The organism is Aureimonas sp. N4, assembly GCF_001463925.1.
In the GTDB taxonomy this organism is placed as follows: Bacteria; Pseudomonadota; Alphaproteobacteria; order Rhizobiales; family Rhizobiaceae; genus Aureimonas; species Aureimonas ureilytica_A.
On sequence record NZ_BBWS01000036.1, the window covers coordinates 90,952 to 115,163 of the forward strand.

Annotated in this window: 22 protein-coding genes; 12 read left to right on the forward strand and 10 right to left on the reverse strand. The window is 66.2% G+C overall.

From position 1 onward, the window contains the following. The first annotated feature begins 2 nt into the window (after positions 1 to 2). The 7 genes from AUL28_RS11050 (at position 3) to AUL28_RS11080 (ending at position 6,770) form a co-directional block, all read left to right on the forward strand. The gene (locus AUL28_RS11050; protein ID WP_082640401.1) at positions 3 to 701 is read left to right on the forward strand and encodes a GntR family transcriptional regulator; all 699 of its coding nucleotides are present in this window, start codon (positions 3 to 5) and stop codon (positions 699 to 701) included. Further along, entirely contained in the window at positions 698 to 1,657 is a 960-nt protein-coding gene (locus AUL28_RS11055) for an alpha/beta hydrolase (RefSeq protein ID WP_244493490.1), read from the forward strand. Before AUL28_RS11050 ends, AUL28_RS11055 begins: the two co-directional genes overlap by 4 nt. Positions 1,658 to 1,679: 22 nt before the next feature. Beyond that, complete coding sequence (locus AUL28_RS11060; protein ID WP_062232416.1) at positions 1,680 to 2,879, forward strand: ABC transporter substrate-binding protein; 1,200 nt, start codon at positions 1,680 to 1,682, stop codon at positions 2,877 to 2,879. Between the two features lie 285 nt (positions 2,880 to 3,164). Next, positions 3,165 to 4,022, forward strand: a complete 858-nt coding sequence (locus AUL28_RS11065) for a carbohydrate ABC transporter permease (protein WP_306302760.1) — start codon at positions 3,165 to 3,167, stop codon at positions 4,020 to 4,022. Next, entirely contained in the window at positions 4,019 to 4,852 is an 834-nt protein-coding gene (locus AUL28_RS11070) for a carbohydrate ABC transporter permease (protein WP_062232419.1), read from the forward strand. Before AUL28_RS11065 ends, AUL28_RS11070 begins: the two co-directional genes overlap by 4 nt. 44 nt (positions 4,853 to 4,896) lie before the next feature. After that, positions 4,897 to 5,778, forward strand: a complete 882-nt coding sequence (locus AUL28_RS11075; RefSeq protein ID WP_062232421.1) for a sugar phosphate isomerase/epimerase family protein — start codon at positions 4,897 to 4,899, stop codon at positions 5,776 to 5,778. Continuing rightward, entirely contained in the window at positions 5,775 to 6,770 is a 996-nt protein-coding gene (locus AUL28_RS11080) for a Gfo/Idh/MocA family protein (protein WP_062232423.1), read from the forward strand. Before AUL28_RS11075 ends, AUL28_RS11080 begins: the two co-directional genes overlap by 4 nt. 46 nt (positions 6,771 to 6,816) lie before the next feature. Here AUL28_RS11080 and AUL28_RS11085 read toward each other — a convergent pair whose 3' ends face one another. From AUL28_RS11085 to AUL28_RS11100, 4 genes are all read right to left on the reverse strand, one after another. Beyond that, a complete protein-coding gene (locus AUL28_RS11085) occupies positions 6,817 to 7,617 on the reverse strand; it encodes an ABC transporter ATP-binding protein (protein WP_062232425.1) in 801 nt (266 codons plus the stop codon). Next, complete coding sequence (locus AUL28_RS11090) at positions 7,614 to 8,609, reverse strand: FecCD family ABC transporter permease (RefSeq protein WP_244493493.1); 996 nt, start codon at positions 8,607 to 8,609, stop codon at positions 7,614 to 7,616. The genes AUL28_RS11085 and AUL28_RS11090 overlap by 4 nt, the downstream gene beginning before the upstream one ends. A gap of 44 nt (positions 8,610 to 8,653) precedes the next feature. Beyond that, entirely contained in the window at positions 8,654 to 9,682 is a 1,029-nt protein-coding gene (locus tag AUL28_RS11095; protein WP_062232427.1) for an ABC transporter substrate-binding protein, read from the reverse strand. Between the two features lie 283 nt (positions 9,683 to 9,965). Further along, on the reverse strand, positions 9,966 to 10,940 hold the full coding sequence (locus AUL28_RS11100) for a helix-turn-helix transcriptional regulator (protein WP_062232429.1): 975 nt from the start codon (positions 10,938 to 10,940) through the stop codon (positions 9,966 to 9,968). A 543-nt stretch (positions 10,941 to 11,483) separates the two neighbouring features. Here AUL28_RS11100 and AUL28_RS11105 point away from each other — a divergent pair. The 3 genes from AUL28_RS11105 to AUL28_RS11115 all read left to right on the forward strand — a co-directional run bounded on the left by AUL28_RS11105 (position 11,484) and on the right by AUL28_RS11115 (position 14,836). After that, entirely contained in the window at positions 11,484 to 12,071 is a 588-nt protein-coding gene (locus AUL28_RS11105; protein ID WP_062232431.1) for a hypothetical protein, read from the forward strand. A gap of 267 nt (positions 12,072 to 12,338) precedes the next feature. Next, positions 12,339 to 13,523: an MFS transporter gene (locus AUL28_RS11110; protein ID WP_062219185.1), complete on the forward strand. Its 1,185-nt coding sequence runs from the start codon at positions 12,339 to 12,341 to the stop codon at positions 13,521 to 13,523. A 437-nt stretch (positions 13,524 to 13,960) separates the two neighbouring features. After that, complete coding sequence (locus AUL28_RS11115) at positions 13,961 to 14,836, forward strand: hypothetical protein (protein WP_156419968.1); 876 nt, start codon at positions 13,961 to 13,963, stop codon at positions 14,834 to 14,836. Positions 14,837 to 15,549: 713 nt separating this feature from the next. Here the strand turns inward: AUL28_RS11115 and gspG are convergent. From gspG to AUL28_RS11145, 6 genes are all read right to left on the reverse strand, one after another. Then, positions 15,550 to 15,996 carry a type II secretion system major pseudopilin GspG gene (gene gspG / locus AUL28_RS11120; RefSeq protein ID WP_058598804.1) on the reverse strand — a complete coding sequence of 149 codons (447 nt, stop codon included), beginning with the start codon at positions 15,994 to 15,996 and terminating at the stop codon, positions 15,550 to 15,552. A gap of 203 nt (positions 15,997 to 16,199) precedes the next feature. Beyond that, positions 16,200 to 17,312 carry an ABC transporter ATP-binding protein gene (locus AUL28_RS11125; protein ID WP_062232435.1) on the reverse strand — a complete coding sequence of 371 codons (1,113 nt, stop codon included), beginning with the start codon at positions 17,310 to 17,312 and terminating at the stop codon, positions 16,200 to 16,202. Between the two features lie 21 nt (positions 17,313 to 17,333). Next, positions 17,334 to 19,031, reverse strand: a complete 1,698-nt coding sequence (locus AUL28_RS11130) for an alpha-amylase family glycosyl hydrolase (protein ID WP_062232437.1) — start codon at positions 19,029 to 19,031, stop codon at positions 17,334 to 17,336. Positions 19,032 to 19,036: 5 nt separating this feature from the next. After that, a complete protein-coding gene (locus tag AUL28_RS11135) occupies positions 19,037 to 19,879 on the reverse strand; it encodes a carbohydrate ABC transporter permease (RefSeq protein ID WP_058598706.1) in 843 nt (280 codons plus the stop codon). Continuing rightward, entirely contained in the window at positions 19,879 to 20,907 is a 1,029-nt protein-coding gene (locus tag AUL28_RS11140; protein ID WP_082640404.1) for a carbohydrate ABC transporter permease, read from the reverse strand. Before AUL28_RS11140 ends, AUL28_RS11135 begins: the two co-directional genes overlap by 1 nt. Before the next feature lie 128 nt (positions 20,908 to 21,035). Then, the gene (locus AUL28_RS11145; protein ID WP_062232439.1) at positions 21,036 to 22,295 is read right to left on the reverse strand and encodes an ABC transporter substrate-binding protein; all 1,260 of its coding nucleotides are present in this window, start codon (positions 22,293 to 22,295) and stop codon (positions 21,036 to 21,038) included. Positions 22,296 to 22,553: 258 nt separating this feature from the next. Between AUL28_RS11145 and AUL28_RS11150 the strand changes: the two genes are divergently transcribed. Further along, a complete protein-coding gene (locus tag AUL28_RS11150; RefSeq protein WP_062232441.1) occupies positions 22,554 to 23,600 on the forward strand; it encodes a LacI family DNA-binding transcriptional regulator in 1,047 nt (348 codons plus the stop codon). Then, entirely contained in the window at positions 23,597 to 24,193 is a 597-nt protein-coding gene (locus tag AUL28_RS11155) for a DUF1349 domain-containing protein (protein ID WP_244493491.1), read from the forward strand. Before AUL28_RS11150 ends, AUL28_RS11155 begins: the two co-directional genes overlap by 4 nt. Positions 24,194 to 24,212: the final 19 nt, after the last annotated feature.

A 24,212-nucleotide genomic window follows, 5' to 3' on the forward strand; every position in this document is an offset into this window, starting at 1 on the left:
ATGTGGAAGAGGTGGAACAGAGGGACGCGCGCCCGTCCGGCTCGGCCCGTCGCCCCGCGACAAGCAAATCCGCGCTCGCCTTCACCGCGCTCAAGCGGGAGATCATGCTGGGCGAACTGCCGCCCGGGCGCCTTCTGGTCGAGCTGGAACTCGCGACGCGCTTTGGATGCAGCCAGGGGACGGTGCGCGAGGCCCTGCTTCAGCTCCAGGACGAAGGGCTGGTGCAGCGCAATGGCTATCGCGGCACGCAGGTCTCGCCCTGCACGCCGGAAGAGGCGGTGGAGCTGTTCCGCATTCGCCAGTCGATCGAGTGTCGCGGCATCGTGCATGTGTTGCGCCATCCCAGCCGGACGCTGGTTTCCGATCTGAAGGAGATGCTGGCGGGCATGGTGGACGCGGCGGGGCAGGGCGACGAGTTGCAACTGGCTGCCATCGACCGCGATTTTCACGCCCGCATCTTCGCGGACGCGCGGCTCGACGCGCTGGACCCGATCCTACGCCGCTGCCTGATCCACAATCACCGCTTCAAGATCTCGCGCAGTCTGGAGCCGCGCGACCTGTCGCAGACGGCGCGCCGGCACGAGCCCATCGTCGCCGCGATCGAGGCGCGTGATCTCGAAGCCGCCTCGTCCGCGCTTTTCCACCATATCGCGACGATCGTCGATTTCGGGCCGAACGTCTTCCCGGAGCAGCTGCAGTGAGTGTCCTGTCCACCGACCTCGCGCCCGACATGGCGGTGCTGATGGAGCGCATGGCGCGCGAGGACGGGCCGCAGCCCGACCCGACGACCCTGCCGCCAGCCGAGGGGCGCGCCTTGGCGGAGGCGGGCAACCGCCGCTGGAACGTCGATATGCCCGAGATGGCCGAGCGTGCCGAAGCCTTCGTGCCGGCCGACCCCGCGCTCGGCTCGGCGCGCACGCGGCTTCTGGTTCTCGTGCCGCCCGGCGCGCGTGAGGGCGCAATCCTGTTCGTGCATGGCGGCGGCTTTGCCTTTTGCAGCCCTGAGACGCATGAGCGCTGCGCGCGGGTGCTCGCCGTCGAAACCGGCCTGCCCGTGGTGCTGCCCGATTATCGCCTTGCGCCCGAGCATCCGTTTCCGGCGGGGCTTCTGGATGTGGTCGCCGCCTGGCGCGGATTGTTCGAGGCGACGCGCGCGCTCGGCCTGCGCGAGGGGCCGCTGGTTCTGGCCGGGGATTCCGCCGGGGCCGGGCTCTGCCTGTCGGCGCTCGTGCATGAGGCGGGCCGCACACAGGCCGACGCCGCGCTTCTGTTCTACGGCGTCTATGCCGCCGATTTCGCGACGGAGGCTTACCGGACCTTCGCGGACGGGCCGGGCCTGACGCGCGGCAAGATGCAGCGCTACTGGGACTTCTATCTGAAGGACGAGGCCGCGCGCGCCGATCCGCTGGCATCGCCCGCGCTCGCCAGCGAGGCCGCGCTGAAAGCCCTGCCGCCGCTCCATCTGATGGCGGCGGGCGTCGATCCGCTGCTGGGCGACAGTCTCGACCTGGAGCGCCGCCTGCAAGCGTTGGGCCGCCCGGAGCGGCTGGAGATCGTGCCGGGGGTCGTTCACGGCTTCCTGCAGATGACGAACGAACTGCCCCAGGCTCGGGAGGCGCTGGGGCGGGCCGCGCAATTCGTGCGCGGCCTGATCTGAACGAAAAACGGGAGGAACAATCATGACCAAGCTGAAGGCGCTCGCCAGCGCGCTCGCGCTCATCACCACGCTCGGCGCAACCGGGGCGCAGGCCGAGACGGTGCGCTTCTGGTACCATTTCGACAATCCCGAGAACCCGATGTCGGCGCTCGTGGACAAGTTCCAGAAGGCCAATCCGGGCGTCACGATCGAGGCCGAGAACGTTCCCTGGAACAGCTATTACGACAATCTCTACACGGCGCTGGTCGGCGGCAACGCGCCGGACGCGGCCATGGTGAAGCTCTTCGCCCAGCCGCGCCTTCTGGAAATGGGCGCGCTGGAGCCGCTGGGCGCGCGGATCGACGCCTGGCCCGGCAAGGCCGAGCTTCTCGACAATCTCTTGAAGCTGAACGCCGGGCCGGACGGGCAGAACTACTACCTGCCGATCCAATATGTCGTTCTCTATCTTTATTATCGCACGGACCTGTTCCAAGCCGCCGGCCTCCAGCCGCCCAAGACCTGCGAGGAATTCCGCACCGCCGCCAAGACGCTGACCAAGGCGCCCGAAACCTATGGCTTCGGCTTCCGGGGCGGCAAGGGCGGCTGGGACCAATGGGGTAAGTTCGTCTTCTCGCGCGGGGCCGAGCTCAAGCCCGGCGGGCTCGACAACCCCCAAGCCATCGCCGCCAATCAATGGCTGATCGACATGTTCGCGCAGGACAAGTCGATCCCGCCTTCCTCGCCCAATGACGGGTTCCAGGAGATCATCGGCGCGTTCAAATCCGGCAAGACGGCGATGACGATCCACCATATCGGCTCGTCCAAGGATCTGGTCGCCGCGCTCGGCGACAAGGTGTCGGCCGTGCCCGTGCCGGCCTGCGACGGCAAGGCGTGGACATCCTACGGCGACGAGTCGCTCGCCATCTTCTCGCAGTCCGAGGCCAAGGACGCCGCGTGGAAGTGGATCTCGTTCCTGGCCGAGCCCGAAAACAATGTCGAGTTCGTGAAGGCCACCAACCAGCTTCCGGTGACCAAGACCGGCTCGGCGGGCTGGACAGGCCATGAAAAGCGCTTCGTGGATGCGACGCTCGCCTCGCTGCCCTTCGCGGCCGTTCTGCCGCAATCCTCGGCGACCGCCGACTTCGTCAACACGACCTGGCAGCCGATGATGCAGCAGGCCATGACCGGGCAGATTAGCTCGGCCGAGATGATGAAGCGCCTGCAATCCCTGTTTGCGCAGTAAAGAAGCTGCTCTTCGACGGGGGAGGGCGCATTCTCCGGCTCGCCGCCAAGCGTGAGCCGCAAACATGCCCTCCGCCCGCATCGACCCGTTCGGGTTGCAAGCCTCCGAGGCTCGGCCGCGCCGCCTTCCGTGCGATCCGCGTTCGGGCGGCGGCGCGCCTTTTCTTCGAGTGCCGTAGGTAGACATCCGCCCGGCCAGCGAGGTTTTCCGATGTCCAGTCTTGACGATCTGGCCGCCCTGGAGGGCGCGCCCCGCACCCGCCGAGCCTTCTCGCGGGCGCGGCTCATGCCCTATGCACTTTTGGCTCCGGCGGTTCTCGTGGTGCTCGTCGTCGTCTTCCTGCCGATGATCGAGGCGGTGGTGACGAGCTTTACCGATCTCGTGCTGTTCAAGCCCAATGCTAGCCGGTTTGTCGGGCTCGCCAATTACGTCAAGCTCTTCGCCGATCCCGTCTTCTGGGAAGCGCTCGGCAACACCGCGATCTGGATCGGGCTGACCGTGCCGCTCCAGATGGGGCTCGGGCTGCTGACCGCGCTGCTTCTCAATCAGGAGTTCGCCTGGCGGGGTCTGGCGCGCGCGCTCGTCATCATCCCCTGGGCGCTGCCGAGCGTGGTGATCGCGCTCATGTGGCGCTGGATCTACGATCCCAATATCGGCGTGCTGAACGATCTGCTTCTCTATCTCACCGTCATTACCACGGCTGTTCCCTGGCTGGCCGATCCCGGCGTCGCGCTCTACGCCATCATCGCGACACTGACTTGGCAGGGCTTTCCCTTCTTCGCGGTCATGATCCTTGCCGCGCTCCAGGGCATACCGAAGAGCCAGTACGAGGCGGCCGCGATCGACGGGGCGAGCGCCTGGCGTCAGTTCCGCCACATCACCCTGCCCGGCATCGCGCCGGTTCTGGCGACGGCGGGTCTCCTGCGGGTCATCTGGGTCGCGAACTCGATGGACGTGATCTTCGTCATGACCGGGGGCGGGCCGGGCTATTCTACCACGACCCTGCCGCTCTACGCCTTCGTCAAGGCGCGGCAGAATCTTGACTTCGGCTATGGCTCGTCCATCGCCGTCGCCTTCACTCTCATCCTCGGTTCGATCGTCGCGGTCTATATCGCGCGCACCATGCGGGAGGTGGAACGATGAACCGCTCCAGCTTTCTGAAGCGCCTTCTCACCATTCACATCCCGGCGGCGCTGGTCGTGCTGCTCGCGGTCGGCCCCTTCGCCTGGATGGTGCTGACCTCGCTCACCCCCTCGGCCGAGATCGTCGCCCGGGGCGTGTCGCTGACGCCGGCAGGCTGGAGCGCGGACAATTACGCCCGGCTTCTGGGGCGCACCTCGTTTCTCGCCAATATGGGCCACAGCTTTATCGTGGCGCTCGGCACGGTCGCGCTCGGCCTTCTCGTCTCGGTGTCGGCGGCCTATGCCTTCTCGCGCTTCCGCTTTCCGGGGCGGCGCTTGTTGATGCTGCAATTCCTGCTCGTCAACATGTTCCCGATCGTGCTCCTGATCCTGCCGCTCTTCGTCCTAATGCGCCGGTTCGGCATTCTCGACACGCATCTCGGCCTCATCATCGCCAATGCGACGACCGCCATTCCCTTCGCGGTCTGGATGCTGACGAGCTATGTCGGGGCGATCCCCAAGAGCCTCGACGAGGCGGCGATGATCGACGGCTGCTCGCGCCTGTCGGCCATGCGCCGGGTCGTGCTGCCGCTGGCCCTGCCGGGCATCATCTCGACGGGCATCTACATCTTCATCACCGCATGGAACGAATATCTGTATGCGCTGACGCTGGGCGGGCGAAATGTGCGCACCGTCACGGTCGCAATCCAGACGCTGATCGGCGAGTTCCAGATCGAATGGGGCCTGCTGGCCGCTGGCGGCGTCTTCGGCGCGCTGCCCGTCACCATCCTCTTCCTTCTTGTTCAGCGCCGGCTCGTCGGCGGTCTCACGCAGGGCGCGGTCAAGGGCTGACCCATCCGCACCCCTCCCTTTCACGTCGCAGGAAAGACGCTTCCATGAACCCGGTCGGGTTGATCTCCATGCAATATGCAAGGCCCTTCGGGGCCGAGCATTGCCCGCTCTTCGGCAAGATGAAATCGCTCGGCTTCGACTTCGTCGAGCTGCTGGTCCCTGAGCCGGGCGAACTCGATACGAGAGAAACCGCCAAGGCCTTGGCCGACGCCGGGCTCGGCGTGGTGCTGGCGGCCCGCGTCAATCTCCAGCGCAATCTTTCCTCGGCCGAGAAGCCGAACTGGCAGGGCGGCGTCGACTATCTCCGCTATGCTGTGGATACCGCCGTGGAGCTCGGCGCCACGATCGTCGGCGGCCCGCTGACCGGCAATCCGCTCGTCTTCGCCGGGCGCGCGCCCGCGCCGGTCTCGGAAGACGAGCGCCTGGGCCGCAAGGCGCGCTGCGTCGAAGGGCTCCAGATCGCGGGCGCGCACGCGGCAGGCTCGGGCGTGACGCTTGCCGTCGAGCCGCTGAACCGCTTCGAGAGCGATGTCCTGTGTACCACTCAGCAGGCCATTGAGCTGCTTGACGCGGTGGATCATCCCGCCATTCAGCTCATGCTCGACACGTTCCACATGGCGATGGAAGAAGCCTCCATCGCCGAGGCCATCCGGCTCGCCGGCTCGCGCCTCAAGCATTTCCAGGCCAACGAGAACCATCGCGGCTTTCCCGGCACGGGCTCGGTGGACTGGGTGTCCGTCTGCCGCGCGCTGCACGAGGTCTCCTACACCGGCCCCGTCTCGCTGGAGCCCTTCCGGCGCAATGACGATCGGTTCGGCGTCCCCTTCGCGCAGTGGCGCGCGCCGCACGAGGACGAAAGCGCCCGGCTGGAAGCCAGCGCCGCCTTCATCAAATCCCATCTCGCTTTGACGGAATTCAGACGATGACACTTCGGATCGGTTGGATCGGCTGCGGCATCCACGCGACGCAGATGCTCTTGCCCCAGCTCCTGCGCCACGATGTCGAGATCGCGGCGCTCTGCGACATCGACGGCATCAGGCTCGCCTCCGCCGGGCGGCAGTTCGGCGTTCGCACGCTGACGCAGGACGCCGAAGAGTTGATCGCAACGCCGGGGCTGGATGCCATCGGCATGGCGGTCGGCCCAGACCAGCATCTCGCCTTCGGCCTGAAAGCCCTGGAGCGGGGCCTGCCCGTCTTCATGGAAAAGCCGCCATCGGGCTCGGCCGATGGCGCGCGCCAGCTCGCCGCCGCGTCCGAGCGCGCCGGCAAGCCGCTTCTGGTCGGCTTCATGAAGCGCTATTCGGTCGGCAACAAGATCGCCCACAACGTCCTGAAGTCAGGCCGCTTCGGCGATGTGCTGGGCCTCACCGGCTATTACATGACCGCGCCGGGATACTTCGAAGGCAATATCGATTACACCGGCTTCCTCTTGCATCACTGCGTCCATTACATGGACCTCGTGTCGCATCTCGTCTCGCCGGTGACGAGGATCGCGGCGCGCAAGGTCGAGAAGACGCCGGGCCGCATCCTCTTCCATGTCGGCTTCGACTTCGAATGCGGGGCGATCGGCACGGTGGTCATGGGCACGGTGCAATCACGCGGCACGCCGGTGGAGCGCATCGAGATCATGGGCGATCATCAGCGGCTGGAGGTCGAGGACGTGGTGGAAGTGCGCTGGCACCGCAACCCGCCCTTTAAGGTCGCCGACCCCGCCGCGACGCTTCTCGACAACGAAGACACGCTGACGTGGAAGCCGAACTTCACCGCCGCCGCCAACGAGGACTACAAGGGCTATCACTCGCTCCTGGCCGATGTCGTCCCCGCGCTGCGGGGCAAGGCGACGCCCGCGCCGACCATTCATGACGGCGTGGTGGCGATGGAGCGGCTGGAAGACATGCGCCGGCAGCTCGCCATCTGAGACCGGAAAGGCCGCACGATCGACCCGAGGATCGTGCGGCCGATCTTCAGCCCCGGTGCGGACTGGCCGACGTGACGCCCGGCTGGAAGGGCAGGAACTGCACATGCGGGCGCGAATGGTGCGGCGAGGCTTCGACCCGGGCGTCCACCGCGAAGACATCGCGCAGCAGGCGTTCCGTCATCACCTCGTCCGGCGACCCCGAGGCGACGATACGGCCCTGGTTCATGACGATCAGCCGGTCGCAGAACATGGCCGCATGGTTCAGGTCGTGCAGCGACACGATGCAGGTGAGCGACAGGCTGGAGATCAGCTGGAGCAGGCTGATCTGGTGATGAATGTCGAGATGGTTGGTCGGCTCGTCCAGAAGCAGTTCCGTGGGCGTCTGAGCCAGCGCGCGTGCGATATGAACGCGCTGCCGCTCGCCCCCCGACAGGCTCTGCCAGCGATCATGGCGCTTGTGCTCGAGGCCCGCACGCGAGATCGCCTGGTTCACCGCCGCTTCGTCGGCCGCGCCCCAGCCGGCAAAGGGCGAGCGATGGGGAAAGCGGCCGAGCTTGACCACATCGATCACGCAGAGATCCGCCGTGGTGTTGGCGTGCTGTTCCACGAAGGCGATGCGCTGGGCCAGCGCCCGGCGGCCGATGGTGCGCATCTCCGTGCCGTCGAGGCGCACCGACCCTTCGTGCGGCTGGCGCAGGCCCGACAGAATGCGCAGCAGCGAGGTCTTGCCCGAGCCGTTGGGGCCGAGAAGTCCCAGGACCTTGCCGGGCTCGGCCCGGAGCGACACGCCGTCCACCACGGTCTTCTTGCCGATCCGCCAGGAGATGTTGTCGGCAAGGATGCTCATGAGGGGCGCTGAAACCGATAGAGGATGAGGGAGAAGAAGGGCACGCCGACCAGCGCCGTGACGACGCCCACGGGCAGGACCTGATGCGGGATCAAGGCGCGCGAGGCCGTGTCGGCCAGAACCATGAAGATCGCGCCCGTGATGGCGCAGGCCGGCAGAAGGCGCGTGTGGAGCGGGCCGGCGAGGAAGCGCGCGGCATGGGGCACGACGAGGCCCACGAAGCCGATCGAGCCGACCATGCTGACGATGGTCGCCGCCATCAGCGCCGTTCCCGCGAACAGGATGATCCGGGTGCGGCCGACATGGATGCCGAGCGCGGCGGCGGCGTCATCCCCGAAAGCAAACGCGTCCAAGACGCGCGCATAGAGAAGGCAGAGGACCAGACCGGCCAGCACCACCACCGAGACGAGCTGCACGTCAGGCCAGCGCACGCCGCTGAAATTGCCGAGCAGCCAGAACATGATGTCGCGCGCCTGCTGCGCGTCGGCCGCCGTGGTGACGATATAGGAGGTCAGCGCGTTGAAGAGTTGCGAGGCGGCGACGCCCGACAGGATCGTTCGATCCGTGCCCCCGCGGGTGCCGTTGGACAGGAGCGCCACGAAGAGAAACGCCACGAAGGCTCCGACGAACGCGCCCATGGAGAGCGTCAGCGCCCCCGCGCCCAGCCCGATCACCACGACCGACACCGCGCCCGTCGATGCGCCGGCCGAGATGCCGAGCACATAGGGCTCGGCCAATGCGTTGCGCAGGAGCGATTGCAGCACCGCACCGCACAGCGCCAGCCCCGCCCCGCAGAAGGCCGCCGCGAGCGCCCGGCTGAGGCGGTAATCCATCACCACGCTTTCGTGGATGCGATTGAGCGGAACATGGGTCCAGCCCAGGCTGTTGGTCACGGCATAGAAGGTCGTTTCCGGCGAGATCGGCAGGTCGCCCGTGCGCACGCTCAGCGCGATGGCGGCGAGCGTCAGCACGGCGCAAAACGCAAGAAGCAGGCCGAAACCGGCCTGCTGTCTGAATCCTGCCAAGGCGGATGATATCACTTCGAGTCTGCCGACAGGGCTTCCAACTGCTTCTCGACCTGCTCGGCGCCCCGGATCGTGCGGATCGTGGGGTTCATGGCCTGTCCGTCCATTACTACGATGCGCCCCTTCTGGACCGCGTCGAGCTGGCTGACGGCCGGGTCGGTCTTCAGGAATTCGATCTTGGCGGCCGGTTTGTCCAGCGCCCAGCGGTTGCGATCGAGATCGGCCACGACGATCACGCCCGGATTGGTGGCGATGATGCCCTCCCAGCCCATGGTCGGCCATTCGGCTTCGCTCTCGACGGCGCTATGTCCACCCAGAAGATCGGCGATATAGCCGCCGGGTCCGAGCTTGCCGGTGAGATAGGCGTCGGCCGACGGGGAGGGACTGGAGAACCAGAATAGGTACGAATAGTCCTTACCGCGCGCCTTGGCCTTCTCGCGCAGCGCCGCCTCGCGCTGCTTGAAGTCGGCGATGACGGCCTGTCCCTTGTCTTGAACGTCGAAGATCCGCGAAAGATCGTCGATCTCCTTGTAGACCGCGTCCATGTTCCAGAGTTCGGAACGGCTGCCGTAGATGTCCTTGGTGTCCTGCTTGTTGGCGCAGGTGCTGGGCGAGAGGTAGGTCGGAATGTTCAGCTTGGCATAGTCCTCGCGCTTGGCGACCTTGCTCTCGGGCCCCATCAGAAGCACGGTCTGCGCGGCGATGAAGTCGGGCTCCTCGGCCAGCACGCTCTCGAAGGTCGGGATCTCGACCGTGAGCACCTTCACCTTCTCGTTGGCGGCGGCCAGCTCCGGCATGACCTTGCTCGGCCAGAAGGCGCTGGCGACGAGCTTGTCCTGCACACCGAGAAGGAGCAGGATTTCGGCGCTGTTGGCGCCCAGCGCCACCGTGCGCGTCGGCGCCTTGTCGAACGTGACTTCGACGCCGCAATTCTCGATCTTCAGCGGGTATTGCGTCTGAGCGGCCAGGGCAGGGGACGCGGCGGCGCTCAGAAGCGCAAGCAGGCTCGATACGGCGGCGAGGGACGTCCGGGAGACCAAGGTTCGATTCCTTGAGAAGATGAGGTGCGTCCGCTCCCTAAAGCATAGCCCCGCGCCAAACAAGAGTAGCTGGCTCAGGTTCTTTGTTTGTTTTGGAAGACAGCAAAGGCCCGTGGCGCCTATATTAGAAATCTTCTAATATTTCCTTTTACTATCAGGCTGTGGGAATTTCAGGGACGGGATGGATCGATCATCCGGCCGGTGATCCTCCGTCCGTTCCGGCCCGCGGAAGGGCTGCGGGGGGCCAATCCCTCCGCGCCGAAGCGGCCCCGCTCTTGCCCACTCAGGAAGGGGCGACCCCGTTCGGCTCACGCTCCAGCCACAGGGCGAAGCGCGGGTCGAGCCTGGCTTCGCCGCTGTCGCGGACGCGCGTTCGAAATTCCAGCGGCGAGAGGCTGAAGCGCTGTCGAAACAAGCGCGAGAAATGCGCCGGCGACGCAAAGCCCGACGCGAGCGCGACGTCGGCCACAGCGCGGACCGGGCCCGATGGATCCATGAGAAGCATGACGGCGTGGCGCAGCCGCGCATCCTGCCGCATCGCGCTGACGCCGCCTTCGGACGTGGCCAGGCGATACAGGCCCGTCCGTGACAAGCCGAGCGCCGCCGCCATGCGCCCCGGAGGCCACTCCGCATTGGTGGCGCAAGCGTCCAGAAGCGCCCAGAGATCGGTCAGCCGATCCGGTGCGTCCGGCGGCGGCGCTTGGGCCAGAAGCGCGATCGCATCGATCAAGGCGCAGGCTTCCGTTGGGGACAGGGGGGCCGGACTGTCGGCCAGCAAGCGGATCGGAGGCACGATCAGCCCATTCATCACATCCTCCGCCGGAAGATGCCGGCCATGCGGCGGCAGGCTTTCCAGCGGCGTGCTTCGCGGCAGAAAAAGCAGAACGAGGCTGGCGGGGCGTTGGATGCTGAGCCGAAAGGACCGCGCCATGTCGAACAAGGCGATGTCGCCCGAACGCAGCGGCTGGACGCGCTCCCGCACGATGCTGTCGCAAGACCCGGCCGACACGAGCAGCACGAGGCGATGATCCCAGCCGCCGCGCCGCGCCGCGCCCACGGCGCGCTCGAGTTCAAGCGATCCGGCGTCCAGGCGGACCACAAGCCCGCCGCCCGTGGCGCGCGCGTGGCAGCTTATGGAAACGGGGGCGTCGTGCATCAGGGTGAGGTCGAACAGGGGCGCGAGAAAGGCCCGCAACGCCTCGGCTTCGCCTGGGGTCTCGAATTGTCCCCGACGTTCCATCAAGACGGGATGATTCATGCGCCGTCCCAGGGGACGCACCGAAAAGAACCGTTGGACAAAGGTCTATCGTTCGGCCGGGTTTCCGCAAAGGATCGGCCGTCTCGCTTCGTCTTCACGTTCGGCCTTTCGACGCGCGCTTCCAAGGATCGGCGCAGCCGCTGGAGGCCGACTTCTCCCAGTGAGCATGGAGCCAATCGCGGGAGATGTCGATCACGTCTTTTGATGTGTCGGCCCAGACAAGCGTTGGACGCCTCTGGTTTCGAGAACTGCGCTGGCGACCGAGCGTCCTTGTGCCCTGGAATGACGGGCTCATTCTCTGAACTGGGGGGCTGCGACTGGCCAAGGGGTAGGATAACGTGGTCAGGGCGTCGACACCCGCGTGAGAAACCGCGGGCAGACACATAACGCCGCGCCATGCATGGCTGCGCCGACCGAATGATCGTATCGCGCAACTGGTCAGGGCATCGCCGACAAGGAGTCGCCGATCTATTTTTGAGATCGTGAGGCCACGATCATAGCCACGACAGGCGATGTCGAACGGGAGACCAAGAGAATGCCTCGTTGATCATCGTTGTCATCTACATGATTTTCGTCGTTTCAGCCATGCTGCTCATCGGCATCTGGGCGTGGCGAAATTTTCGCGACAGCAGCATCCCTGTTCCCGACGAAAATGAAGCCGTCGCGATATATGCCGGCGGTTCGATATGGCTTGGTTTCCTGGCGCATGTCATCTTTACCATTATGGTGATCTATGCCGTTGTTTCAAAAATTCATACGAATAGAATTTTCCTCGATTTCGTTCTGTTCTGTGCCCTGATCGCCGCCGTCTGCGCTCTCCATACGCTCCCTCCGGCCAAGGCCTTCTTGAGGGAGTTCCTCTTTTACGTGCAGGGACGGCCGATCCTGTTGATGGGGCAAACGTTCCTCACTGACCTGCGAGATGGCAGAACACTTAATCTTGCGGACTATGATCGATACTATTCGTATCGCTCTCTCTGGAGGTTTCGCTCTTCGAAAGACAATGCTTCGAAGCCGGTTGCCATCCAGATTTACAGTCTCGGCTATCGCGACAGTATGATGATGGTTCGCGTCTTACGCGAGGCTCATATCGAACGGGAGAACGGTCGCCCAACGCGGGCGCGCCGATAAGTTCGACGAGAGCGCGAGATCTCCATCACGCATCGAACAGAGAGCGCTCACGCTTTGAGCGCAAGGCCCGCGCGCTCGAAGTTGGCTTGACGCGACGGGCGGGGCGTCGCGCCAGCCGGCTAGAATTTCCGCGTCTCAGCGAGGTGCCGAGGCACGTTGACGAAGCGGCCCCTGAGGGACCAAAGGTAAGCGTGGCGGACAGATCGCGCGGGGCCAGGGGGCCGGCGCTCTGCCGCCTGGTATCCGAAGAGAGCGATCATGAGCGATATGGCCCTGCCCTCGAAAGCGTCTCCCGATCGGGCGACCTTCTCGATCCTCGTGGCGATGAGCGGCTGCCACATGCTCAACGACATCATGCAGTCGCTGCTGCCCTCGCTTTATCCGCTGCTGAAGCAGAACTACGCGCTCGACTTCGCACAGATCGGGCTCCTCACCATGGCCTTCCAGATCACCGCCTCGCTGATGCAGCCGGTGGTGGGTCTGGTGACGGATCGCTGGCCCATGCCCTATTCGCTGCCTGTGGGCATGACGAGCACGCTCTTCGGCCTCATCCTGCTGGCCCACGCCCACAACTACCCGCTTCTGGTGGTGGCCGCCTGTTTCGTCGGCCTCGGTTCGGCCGTCTTCCACCCGGAATCCTCGCGCGTCGCGCGGCTGGCTTCGGGCGGGCGGCATGGTTTTGCGCAGTCGCTGTTTCAGCTCGGCGGCAATGCGGGCACCGCGATCGGCCCGCTGCTCGCGGCCTTCATCGTTCTGCCCTTCGGCCAGTCGAGCATCGCCTGGTTCGCGGCGATCGCGCTTCTGGGCATCGTCATCCTGTCCTGGTCCGGGCGCTGGTATGCGGCCCATCGCAAGGCTCATGCGGGTCGCCCGGCGGCGAGCCGGACGCTGCCCCTGCCACGCGGCAAGGTGCTCTGGGCCCTGGCGATCTTGATTCTGCTGACGGCGACCAAGAACGTCTATCTGGCGAGCCTGTCGAGCTATTACACGTTCTTCGTCATCGACAAATTCGCCCTGACGGTGCGCGAGGCGCAGCTGATGCTCTTCCTGTTCCTTGGCGCGGCGGCGGTCGGCACCTTCGCGGGCGGGCCGATCGGCGACAAGCTCGGCGCGCGCTTCGTGATCTGGTTTTCGATCCTCGGCGTCATCCCCTTCGCGCTGATGCTGCCCTACGCCAACCTGCCCATGACCGCGCTTCTGACCGTCGTGATCGGTCTCGTTCTGGCCTCGGCCTTTCCGGCCATCGTGGTCTTCGCGCAGGAGCTCCTGCCCGGCCGGGTCGGCCTGGTCGGCGGTATCTTCTTCGGCTTCGCGTTTGGCGCGGGCGGTCTCGGGGCGGCGTTCCTCGGCAATTTCGCCGATACGCGCGGCATCGAATTCGTGTATCGCGTCGCCTCCTATCTCCCGCTTCTGGGCCTTGCCACCATCTTCCTGCCGCGCCTGAAACGCTGACGCGCTTCGGGGTCGACCGGCGCGTCTCCGGGAGGGGCGGGGAAGACGCTTCGCGCTCCCCGACGCACAACGTCGCCCACCCGGAGAAGACCTCTCGCGTCGACCTCGTAAGGTTTTCGTTCGGTTCTGTTCAGTCTCGTCCGCCGTCTCCAGTCCGCTTCGAAACGGTCTTTTAGCGGAAAGGGCATAGGGTTCGGGGCCGGAAGAGGAGGGACTGGCATGGACAATGGGTTGGTGATGTCGTCGGTCCCGGCCGACCCATACGCAGCCGCCACGCGGGCTGGCCCGTCGATGCGGCGCGGCGTCGCCGTATCGCGGCGTTTGGCGCTTCCGCAGTCCGCGCCTTTGTTTCGGGCGCTGGGACCGGACGGGCCCTGCTCGGCACGACCGGCCTCCGCCCGCCGCCCTGATCGCTCATCCGCTCAGTGAGGTCGGGTATGGGCGATAGGGGAACGCGCGGCGCTCGTTCCTTCGTGTCACCTTCGGGCTGCGCCCGAAGGGCCGCGCCTGTCGCCGTCTCGATCCTGGCTGCCATGCCGCCTCGTCCGACCGTCTTGCCGTCGCTTCTGGTCGCCCTCGCGCTCCTGCTCACTGTGGAGGCGGCCGAGGCCGTACCGAGCGGCGCTTGGGATTTGCGCGGCTCGCTTCCGCTCGAAATGGCGGCTCATGGCGGCGGGGCGAGCGCGCTGTCCGACTGGTCGTTGCCGCCCGTCGAACTCCGTTCGCTCCTGCGCATGGTGCATCTGATCGGCCTCTGCCTTGGCTTGGGCACCACGCTTCTCTTGGACGGGAATCTTCTGGGCTGGATGCGCGCCGGGCGCGCGCCCGATTATGCGCCGAGCATCCTCGGCGCAGGCGGGCGTGTGGTGATGGTCGGCTTCGGCCTCCTCTGGGCCTCGGGCGCGGCTTTGACGGCGCTCGCCGTATCGAGCGATCCGGGCTTCCTCGCGAGCCCCAAACTCTGGGCCAAGATCGTGGTGGTGACGACGCTGACCGCCAACGCCTTCGTGCTGCACACCCGTGTCCTGTCGCCCTTTTCCCAGTCCCTTGCCCGCGCCATCGACGGGCGCTGGCGCGGGCGCGAGCGGCGCCTGTTCATCGCGTGCGGGGCCGTGTCCGCGACCTCCTGGCTTGTGGCCTTCGCGCTGGGCGTCCTGCGCGAATGGAACCAGGGCGCGGGGTTCGGCGCGATTCTGCTCGTCTGGTTGATCGGGATGCTGGCGGCCGCCCTCGCGATCCGGCTTCTCCTGCCTGCCCCCTCGGCCGCCGCCCCCTATCGCGGTCCCGATCGCCGGCAGCGATCCGCCTTTTGAGGGCTCGATCCGCGTCAGTTCGGTGGAACGTGGCAAGACCATTTGGCGGACGCCCGACGCTTGTCGTTCGTCACCGCCGCCGCGCCGGCTCTTTCCTGCCGACCGCCCGCGGCGGGTTCGAAACTGCCAATCCTCATAGGGCCGTGGGCCACAGACCGGGAATGTCGCCTCGAATGTGGTCGCGGCCGGACGCCTCCAACGTCGTTGATCCAACACGAGTTTTGCCTCAAGGCCCACAGCAAGCCCAAGCGGTCCGACTGCCGTCTCGCGGATAAGGCTGTTCCAGGCGCGGGCTGGTACGGGAATTTCCAGCGTGTCGTGCCCGCCGACATCCGTTCAAGCAAAGCCCGCTCGATCTGCGTGCAAACCAAAGGCTCCGCTGATCCTCCCCGCGCGTTTCGGCAGAGTCCTTGGCTGTGCATTGTGGAGGATATTTCGTCGCGACCGCACCGCCGATGCGCCGTCGCCTCACGCGCGCCTCGCTTCTCGCCCAGACCCCAAACACATCATCGTTCTCGGCCCGGTGGTTTGGCCGGAAATTCGAGGATCGGCGACGGCGGCGGTAGGCAAGCGCTCGAGCGACGGCTCGGAACGATTGTCGGGACGGGGGCTAACGTTGGAACGCGATCGGTCGAAGCCAAGGCGACGACTGCCGTTCCCGCCCTTCATTGCGAATGAACGGCCTCCGCTCGAATCCGCTTCGGCTCCGCCTATCAAGGCCCCGAAATATCGGCGTCCTCGCCCGTGCCGCCGGGTGCGCCATCGCGGCCGAGCGAGACGATGCGGAAGCCGCCGGGAGACACTTCGTAGGCATAGGGTCGGCCCCATGGGTCGGTCAGGCCGCTCTGGTTCTTGAGATAGGGGCCGTTCCAGCCGGGCGAGCCGTCATTCGTCATGAGGGCGGCCAAGCCCTTGTCGGCTTGCGGATAGGCGCCGGTGTCGAGGTAGTAGAGTTCCACGGCATTGGCGAGATTGTGCACCTGCGTGCGCGCGGTGTCGGCCTTGGCGGTGCCGATATAGCCGAGCACGCGGGGGCCGACGAGCGTCGCAATCATCGCGATGATCGCCAGAACCACGAGAAGCTCGACCAGCGTGAAGCCGGCATCGGCGCGATCGTCCCGCGACAACGCTTCGGCTGTCCGATCCTCGTTGCGTGCCATGACTCGTCCCTCGTCGATCCCGATGTGGCCGACCTTAGGCTCCATCGCTTTGCGATCCGGTAAAGCGCGTTGGCTCAAATCCGCCGGTTCCCCAGATCCGGGATCGGGCAGGGGGACGCACCCCGCCGTCAGGGCGGAGGCAAGCGCTTCCCGTTATGCGATCGCCCCCGGCGCGGCGCGTCAGGCTCTCGCCGCCTCCGCGCTCAGCCTGCCGCCACGAACCGCGTCGGGGCGAGCGGCGGGCGGAGGGCGCGCCCGTCCGCGCCGAAGAAACGCAGCTTGTCCGCGCTGGCGGCAAGGCGCAGGTTCGTGCCGCGCTGAAGGGTGACGCTGCCCGGCAGCTTGGCGACAACAGGCTCGTCCGTCAGTCCGACATCCACATAAACCAGCGTCACCTCACCCAGATCCTCGGTCAGCGCCACCTGGCCTTCGATCAGGGCGTCCTCTCCTGCGCCCGCGAGCGACAGGTCCTCCGGCCGCACGCCGAGATGGAATTCGCCGCCTGCCCCGGCGGGGGCCGAGACGGGCACCCGCAAGCGGCTTCCCTTCAAGACCGAGCCGCCGCTACCATCGGCCGCCAGCGGCAGGATGTTCATGGCGGGCGAGCCGATGAAGCGCGCGACGAAGAGATTGTCGGGATCGTTGTAGAGTTCCAGAGGCGTACCGACCTGCTCGACATGGCCCTTGTTCAGCACCACGATCCGGTCCGCCAGCGTCATCGCCTCGACCTGATCGTGGGTGACGTAGATCATCGTCGTGTTCGGCATCCGCTCGTGCAGGCGCGCGATCTCGATGCGGGTCTGCACGCGAAGGGCGGCGTCGAGATTGGACAGCGGCTCGTCGAACAGGAACACCTTCGGATCGCGCGTGATCGCCCGGCCGATGGCGACACGCTGGCGCTGACCGCCCGACAGGGCCTTGGGCAGGCGGTCGAGATAGGGCTCGATCTGCAGCATCTTCGCTGCTTCCCGCACCCGCCGATCGATCTCGGATTTGGACTGTCCCTTCTCCAGCGACAGGCCGAAGGCCATGTTGTCGTAGACACTCATGTGCGGATAGAGCGCGTAGGACTGGAACACCATGGCGACGCAGCGTTGCTTGGGTGTTTCCTCGTTGACGACGCGCCCGTCGATTTCGAACGTGCCGCCCGAAATCTCTTCCAGCCCCGCGATGGTGCGCAGAAGCGTGGACTTGCCGCAGCCGGACGGGCCGACAAAGACCACGAACTCGCCCGAGGGAATGTCGAGATTGATGTCGTGCAGAACCTCCACCGCGCCATAGCGCTTCTGCACGCCGCTCAGCTTGAGATGGGCCATTGGTCGTCCTCCCCCTGTCGATCAATCCAGCTGCAAGAAGGCGGCGCCATGTCGCGCGAGCGCGAGGCGGCCCGTCTCGTACCGCGCGCCGAACGCGCCCGCTTCGCTCAGGAGACGCGCCCCCGGGAAATCCCCATCCACGTCGATCTCGGCTTCGCGACGCGACAGGTTGAAGACGCAGAGCAGCGCGTCCGATCCTTGCCGGCGCGTGAAGGCGAGGCAGTCCGAGCCGAGATCGTGGAAGGCGATGTCGCCTTTCACCAGCGCCGGGTGGCGGCGGCGGAAGGCGAGGAAGTTGCGATAGGTCTCCATCAGGGAACCCGCCACGCCCTCCTGCGCATCCACCGCCAGCGGCAGATGCTCGGGGGGCACAGGCAGCCAGGGGCGTGCGGCCGTGGTGAAGCCGCCATTCGGCACGGCGGCGGTCCAGACCATGGGCGTGCGGCAGCCGTCGCGGCCCTTGATCGTGGGCCAGAAGCGCTTGCCCCAGGGGTCCACGATATCCTCGAAGGGAATCTCGGCCTCGCTCAAGCCCAGTTCCTCGCCCTGATAGAGGCACACCGAGCCGCGCAGCGAGAGAAGCAGCGCGGCGGCGAGCTTCAGCACGGCGTCCCGGTCGTCCTGCCCGTCCGCCCAGCGCGTGGCGTGGCGCGTCACGTCATGGTTGGAAAAGGCCCAGCAGGCCCAGGCGTCCGTGCCCCCGTCCAAGAACCGCTCGATCACCGGGCGGATATCGTCGATCGCGGGCAGCTCCGTGTTCAGGAAGTCGAAGGCGTAGCTCATATGAAGCCGGTCGCCGCCTTCGGTATATTCGCGCATCAGCTCGACACCGCGAATGAGTTCGCCGACTTCCCCGACCGCCGTGGCCGCCGGATATTCGTCGAGCAGGGCGCGGAAGCGCTTGAGGAAGCCGAGATTTTCCGGCCGGTTCTTGTCGTAGAGATGGTCCTGCCGGTTGTAGGGCCGGTCGCGCGGGGCGGTGCGCTCGTTCCAATTGTCGGGATGGAGAGGCGGGTTGTCGCGAAGCTCGGCGTCGTGAAAGTAGAAATTGACCGTATCCAGCCGAAATCCGTCCACGCCCCGGTCGAGCCAGAAGCGCACGACATCCAGCATCGCGTCCTGAACGTCTGCATTATGGAAGTTGAGGTCGGGCTGCGAGATCAGGAAGTTGTGGAGGTAATATTGCTGACGCCCGGCGTCCCACTCCCAGGACGAGCCGCCAAAATTCGACATCCAGTTGTTGGGCGGCGAGCCGTCGTCCTTGGGCTCGGCCCAGACATACCAGTCCGCCCGTGGGTTGGTGCGGTCCTTGCGGCTTTCCACGAACCAGGGATGGCGGTCGGAGGAATGGGAGAGAACGAGGTCGATCATGACCTTGAGCCCGTGCCGATGGGCTTCCGCCACCAGCATGTCGAAATCCTGAAGCGTGCCGAAGATCGGATCGACGTCGCGATAGTCCGACACGTCGTAGCCGAAATCGTCCATCGGCGAGGTGAAGAAGGGCGAGATCCAGAGCGCGTCCGCCCCGAGCTTGGCGATATGGGGCAGGCGCTGGGTAATGCCGGGCAAGTCGCCCACGCCGTCGCCGTTCGAGTCCTGAAACGAGCGGGGATAGACCTGATAGATCACCGCGCCGCGCCACCAGTCGCGGTCCGGGGCGGTGGCCGAATGGATCGCCGCGCTCTCGGTGGAAGTGTCTTGGGTTCGCGTATCGAGCATCGGGACTAACCCTTCACGCCGCCTGCGGTGAGGCCGGAAATGATCTTGCGTTGGAAGATGAGGACGAGGACGATCAAGGGCACCGTGACGACGACGGAGGCGGCCATGATCGTGCCCCAGGGCGTTTCCTGTTCGGACGCGCCCGACAGAAGCGCGATGGCGACGGGCACGGTGCGCGTGTCGTTGTTGGCCACGAAGGTCAGCGCGAAGAGGAATTCGTTCCAGGCGGCGATGAAGGCGAGAAGCCCGGTCGTCACCAGCGCCGGCCACATCAGCGGCAGGAAGACGCGCCGGATGATGGTGAAGGGCGAGGCGCCGTCCACGATCGCCGCCTCCTCGATCTCGACCGGCAGATCGCGCATGAAGGTGGTCAGCACCCAGACCGTGAAGGGCAGGGTGAAGATCATATAGGCGAAGATCAGCGAGAAGAGCGTGTTGTAGAGGCCCATGGCGCGAACCATCTCGAACAGGCCCGCCAGCACCGCGATCTGCGGGAACATCGACACGGCGAGAATGGTGAGCAGCAGGAGCCCGCGCCCCCGGAACGAGACGCGAGACAGCGCGTAGGCGGCGGTGACGGCCAGAAACAGCGAGATCGCCACCACAGAGACCGCGACGATCAGCGAGTTCAGGATGTTGCGCAGGAACGTGCCGGTGGACAGCACGCCCTCGTAATTGGCGAGCGTGATGGCGCGCGGCCAATAGTCGATGCGGAAGAGATCGGTGCCGCTCTTCAGGCTGGTCAGGATGGCGTAGTAGAACGGGAAGACGGAAAACACGACGATGGCAATGACGAGGGCGTAGAAGCCGACGCGGCCGGCCGCGCGCTGGAGGGTTCGAGCGCTCATCACTGGCCTCCTGCAAGATTGAGCCGGGCGGTCTTGATGTAGAGCAGCGTGATCATCGCGATCACCAGGAAGAGCATGGTCGAGGCGGCCGAGCCTTGCGCAAAATTGTCGAACTGGAAGAGGTTCTCCTGCGCATAGACGCTCATGGTCTTGGTCTGCGGGTTGTTGGGCGTCAGCACGTAGATCAGATCGAAGACGCGCAGCGCATCCAGCGCGCGGAAGATGACGGCGACGAGGATCGCCGGGCGGATCAGCGGCAGCGTCACCTTGAAGAAGACCTTGACCGGGTTCACGCCGTCGATCTTCGCCGCCTCGTAGACGTCGCCCGGCACCATCTGAAGCCCGGCGAGGATCAGCAGCGCCATGAAGGGCGCGGTCTTCCAGACGTCCACGATGATCACGGCGATCATGGCCGTGTCGGGCGAGGCAGTCCAGGCGATGGGCGCGGAGATGAGGCCGAGCTTCACGAGCATGTCGTTGAGGATGCCGAACTGGTCGTTCATCATCCAGGCCCACATCTTGGCCGAGACGATGGTCGGGATGGCCCAGGGGATCAGCACGGCGGCGCGCACGAGGGCGCGGCCCTTGAACTCGGCGTTCAAGACGAGCGCGAAAATGAGACCCAGCACCGTCTCGATCGACACCGAGATGATGGCGTAGCGCACCGTGTTCCAGACCGCCTGCCACCAGATGGGATCGGCGAGCAGGCCGAAGGCTTCACCCTCTCCGCCGCCATAGTCCACCCACTCGTAATAGTTGGCGAAGCCGACGAACTGCGCGCCTTCGAGGTCGGACAGGCGAGCGTTGGTGAAGGAGAACTGGATGCTCTGGAATAGCGGCCAGGCCGCGACCAGCGCCAGAACGAGCAGCATGGGCAGAAGGAAGAGCCAGGCGGCGCGCCGGCGCTGGCGCGTCAGGGCCGAGCGGCCTGCCGGAGCGGATGGCGCGCTCGGGGCGGGCAGGCCGGCTTTGGGCTCGGCCTCGAAGCTTTTCCGGGTGGGGGGTGCGCCGGGTGTGGCGTTGGACATCGCAAGCGCCTCGCAAAGGGGAGAGGTCGAGCCGGCGCGCGGCCGGGGTGGCGGCGCGGCGTCGAAAGGGCTCATGCCATGTGCCTTCGCCTCGGGGGCGAAGGCACCGTTCTCTCAGCGGCGGAAGCTTACCAGGCGTTACGCTTCAGACGGCGCAGCTGGCGTTCGAGGTCCTGAAGGTTGGCCGCACCGTCGCCTTGGCCGGCCAGCGTCTTGTTGGCCGCCGTCCAGAACTGCTGCGAGACTTCGTTATACTTGGCCTTGGTGGGCGCGGAGGGGCGGGGCGTCGCGTTTTCGAAGACGCTCTTCCACTTGGCCACCAGCGGCTGCTGCGCCACGATCTCGGGGTCCTCGTAGAGCGAGGGGATAGTGGGCAGGCGCGCGGTGCCGAGCGCGCGGGACTTCTGCGCCTCGGCCGAGGTCAGGAACTTGACCAGCTCGATCGCGGCGTCCTTGTGCTCGGAATATTGCGAGATGGCGAGGTTCCAGCCGCCGAGGCACGCGGCGGACTGGCCGCCCTCGCCCGCCGGCAGGGGCACGGCGTCGAACTTGCCCTTGATGGGAGAGTCGGCCGCGTTGCCCAGCGGATAGGCATAGGGCCAGTTGCGCATGAAGACGGCGTTGCCGGTCTGCCAGACGCCGCGCGACTCTTCTTCCATGTAGCCGAGCACGCCCTGCGGGGCGATCGTGCCGACCCAGCCATGCGCCATATCGAGCGCGGCGGCGGCTTTCGGGTTGTTGACGGTGATCTCGCCTTCGGGCGAGACGATCTGGCCGCCGCCATTGGAGGCGATCCATTCCAGCGCGTCGCAGGTCAGACCTTCATAGGCCGCGCCCTGGAACACGAAGCCGTTCATCTGCGCGCTGCCGCCCTGTCGCTCGGCGTCCTGCACGAACTTGGCGGTTTCTGTCAGCTCGGCCCAGGTCTTGGGAACTTGGCGCCCGTGCTTCTCCAGAAGATCCTTGCGGTAGTAGAGGGCCGGCGCATCGGCGAAGAGCGGCATGGCGACGAGCTTGCCGTCCACGGTCTGCGACTGAATCACCGCGGGCAGGTGCTGGCCAATCACGTCCTTCATCGGGCCGGACAGGTCCACGAGATTGGCGGCGAGCTGGGGCGCCCAGATGACGTCGGTGCGATAGACGTCCACATCCTTGTTGCCGGCCGAAAGCCAGAGCCGATACTGGCCGAACTGGTCCGTCGTGGAGGCCGGCATGGTGACGATGGTCACCTTGTGGCCCGACGCCTTCTCGAACGCGTCGAGCTGCCCGCGCATCTCGTCCACGTCGCGCCCGACCGATCCGAGCGCGATGCTCAAGGTTTCGGCGTGAGCGCCGGCGCTTCCCAGAATCGTGGCGGCGATGAGCCCTGCGGCGAATGCTTTCAGCATATGATGTCCTCCCGTTTCGTTCCGATCAGCGCCGCCTTCCGCCCCGTCGCCCTCCCTGGCGACGATGCGGCGGCTCAGGGTCTCCGCCGGTTCCGCTCCGGCCCTGCATGATCCCACAAATTTGCGTCCCGGCACTGTTTAAAGCGCTTTCATTGAATTTGAAGCGCTTTAAACTCTGTGTCAACATGGCATGGATTGGTTTGTCGCTTGCAGGTTGCGCTCGGGCGGCGTTGATCGTGGAACGGGATAAGTGGCGGGATGATCCGCAATCTCAAGGACCTCGCAGACTATCTCAGCCTGTCGCCGGCGACGGTGAGCCGCGCGCTGAACGGCTATCCCGAAGTCAACGCGAAGACGCGGCACCGTGTTCTGGACGCGGCCCAGCGGCTGAACTACCGCCCGAACCTCTCGGCCCAGCGCCTCGCCACAGGCCGCGCGGACGCGATCGGTCTCCTGTTCGGCATCGCCGACAATATGCTCGACAATCCGATCGTCACCGATCTCCTGACCGGCATCGCGGAAACGGCGGCGGAGCGAGGCATGGCGATCCATCTCTTTCCGACCAAGAGGGGAGAGGAGCGGGCGGCCTGCGAGCGCATCGTGAGCTCGGGCGCGGTGGATGCGCTGGTGCTTCTGTCGCCCATTCTCGACCGGCCCGACACCGCCGATCTCGCCGAGATCGACTTTCCCGTGGTCTGCCATGGGCGACCGCTGCTCGGCCAAGCCGTCGCCTCGATGAGCGTCGACAATCTCGGCGCGTTCTTCAAGGGCACCGCCCATCTGACGGCACTCGGCCATCGCCGGATCGCGCTCCTCAACGGCGAAGAAATCTATGCCTACGCGGTGGACCGGCGCGAGGGCTATGTCCGCGCCCTGGCCGAAGCCGGACTCGCCCCCGGCCCGGACCTGATGGCACAGGGGCCGCAAACCTTCGCGCAGGGTTTTGCCGCCGCCAGCAGGATGCTCGCCTCGGGCGCGCGGCCGACGGCGTTTCTGTGCTCCTCGGTTCTGATGGCGACGGGCGCGGCCCGCGCCATCGCGGCGGCGGGCCTGCGCGTGCCGGACGACATCTCGCTGATGGCCCATGACGACGTGATCGCCGCCCTGCCGAGCGAGATCGCCGCGCCCGACCTCACGGTTCTGCGCTCCAGCGTGCGCCTGGCGGGGCGGCGTCTTGCGGATATGGCGATCGAGCGCCGTCAGGGCACGCCGGCCGCCGACCTCGTGGAGGTCTGGGATGTGCCGCTGATCGAAGGTCGATCCACGGGGCCGGCTCCCGTGGACGCGGGAGGAGACATCGGATGAACGGACTTGAAATGAACGGACTCGACCGAGGCATCTGGCTGAACGAGCCGCCCGCCCATGCGCTGGAACACGGCGTTCTCGATCTGACCACCGGCCCCTCGACCGACTTCTGGCGCGAAACGCATTACGGGTTCACGCGCGACAGCGGCCATCATCTCGGCCTCGACACATCCGATGGTTTCACCGCACAGGTCCGCGTGCGCGCCCGTTTCGAAAGTCTCTATGATCAGGCCGGTCTCATGGTGCGGCTGGATGCCGAGCGCTGGGTGAAGTTCGGCGTCGAGATGTCGGACGGGCAGGCGATGGCGGGCAGCGTCGTCACCGATGGGCGCTCCGACTGGGCAACCGGCCCGTTCGAGGGGGACGCGTCGGATGTCTGGCTGCGCGTGTCGCTGAAAGCCGGCGTGCTGCGCCTCCAGATTTCGCCCGATGGTGAGCGCTGGCCGCTCCTGCGCCTTTGCCCGTTTCCGCGAGCCGAGCGCTACAGCGTCGGTCCCATGGCCTGCACGCCGGAGCGCGGCGGTCTTCAGGTCCGCTTCTCGGACTGGACGCTCCAGCCGCATCTGGGCAAGGATCTGCACGACCTGTCATAGGCTGGCGGGGCTTGCGGGC

Bases quoted from the DNA above. Each gene is read 5' to 3' on its own strand.
- AUL28_RS11060 (WP_062232416.1), top strand. From the start codon at position 1,680: ATGACCAAGCTGAAGGCGCTCGCCAGCGCGCTCGCGCTCATCACCACG.
- AUL28_RS11065 (WP_306302760.1), top strand. From the start codon at position 3,165: ATGCCCTATGCACTTTTGGCTCCGGCGGTTCTCGTGGTGCTCGTCGTC.
- AUL28_RS11070 (WP_062232419.1), top strand. From the start codon at position 4,019: ATGAACCGCTCCAGCTTTCTGAAGCGCCTTCTCACCATTCACATCCCG.
- AUL28_RS11075 (WP_062232421.1), top strand. From the start codon at position 4,897: ATGAACCCGGTCGGGTTGATCTCCATGCAATATGCAAGGCCCTTCGGG.
- AUL28_RS11080 (WP_062232423.1), top strand. From the start codon at position 5,775: ATGACACTTCGGATCGGTTGGATCGGCTGCGGCATCCACGCGACGCAG.
- AUL28_RS11085 (WP_062232425.1), bottom strand. From the start codon at position 7,617: ATGAGCATCCTTGCCGACAACATCTCCTGGCGGATCGGCAAGAAGACC.
- AUL28_RS11100 (WP_062232429.1), bottom strand. From the start codon at position 10,940: ATGAATCATCCCGTCTTGATGGAACGTCGGGGACAATTCGAGACCCCA.
- AUL28_RS11110 (WP_062219185.1), top strand. From the start codon at position 12,339: ATGGCCCTGCCCTCGAAAGCGTCTCCCGATCGGGCGACCTTCTCGATC.
- AUL28_RS11115 (WP_156419968.1), top strand. From the start codon at position 13,961: ATGGGCGATAGGGGAACGCGCGGCGCTCGTTCCTTCGTGTCACCTTCG.
- gspG (WP_058598804.1), bottom strand. From the start codon at position 15,996: ATGGCACGCAACGAGGATCGGACAGCCGAAGCGTTGTCGCGGGACGAT.
- AUL28_RS11125 (WP_062232435.1), bottom strand. From the start codon at position 17,312: ATGGCCCATCTCAAGCTGAGCGGCGTGCAGAAGCGCTATGGCGCGGTG.
- AUL28_RS11130 (WP_062232437.1), bottom strand. From the start codon at position 19,031: ATGCTCGATACGCGAACCCAAGACACTTCCACCGAGAGCGCGGCGATC.
- AUL28_RS11135 (WP_058598706.1), bottom strand. From the start codon at position 19,879: ATGAGCGCTCGAACCCTCCAGCGCGCGGCCGGCCGCGTCGGCTTCTAC.
- AUL28_RS11140 (WP_082640404.1), bottom strand. From the start codon at position 20,907: ATGTCCAACGCCACACCCGGCGCACCCCCCACCCGGAAAAGCTTCGAG.
- AUL28_RS11145 (WP_062232439.1), bottom strand. From the start codon at position 22,295: ATGCTGAAAGCATTCGCCGCAGGGCTCATCGCCGCCACGATTCTGGGA.
- AUL28_RS11150 (WP_062232441.1), top strand. From the start codon at position 22,554: ATGATCCGCAATCTCAAGGACCTCGCAGACTATCTCAGCCTGTCGCCG.
- AUL28_RS11155 (WP_244493491.1), top strand. From the start codon at position 23,597: ATGAACGGACTTGAAATGAACGGACTCGACCGAGGCATCTGGCTGAAC.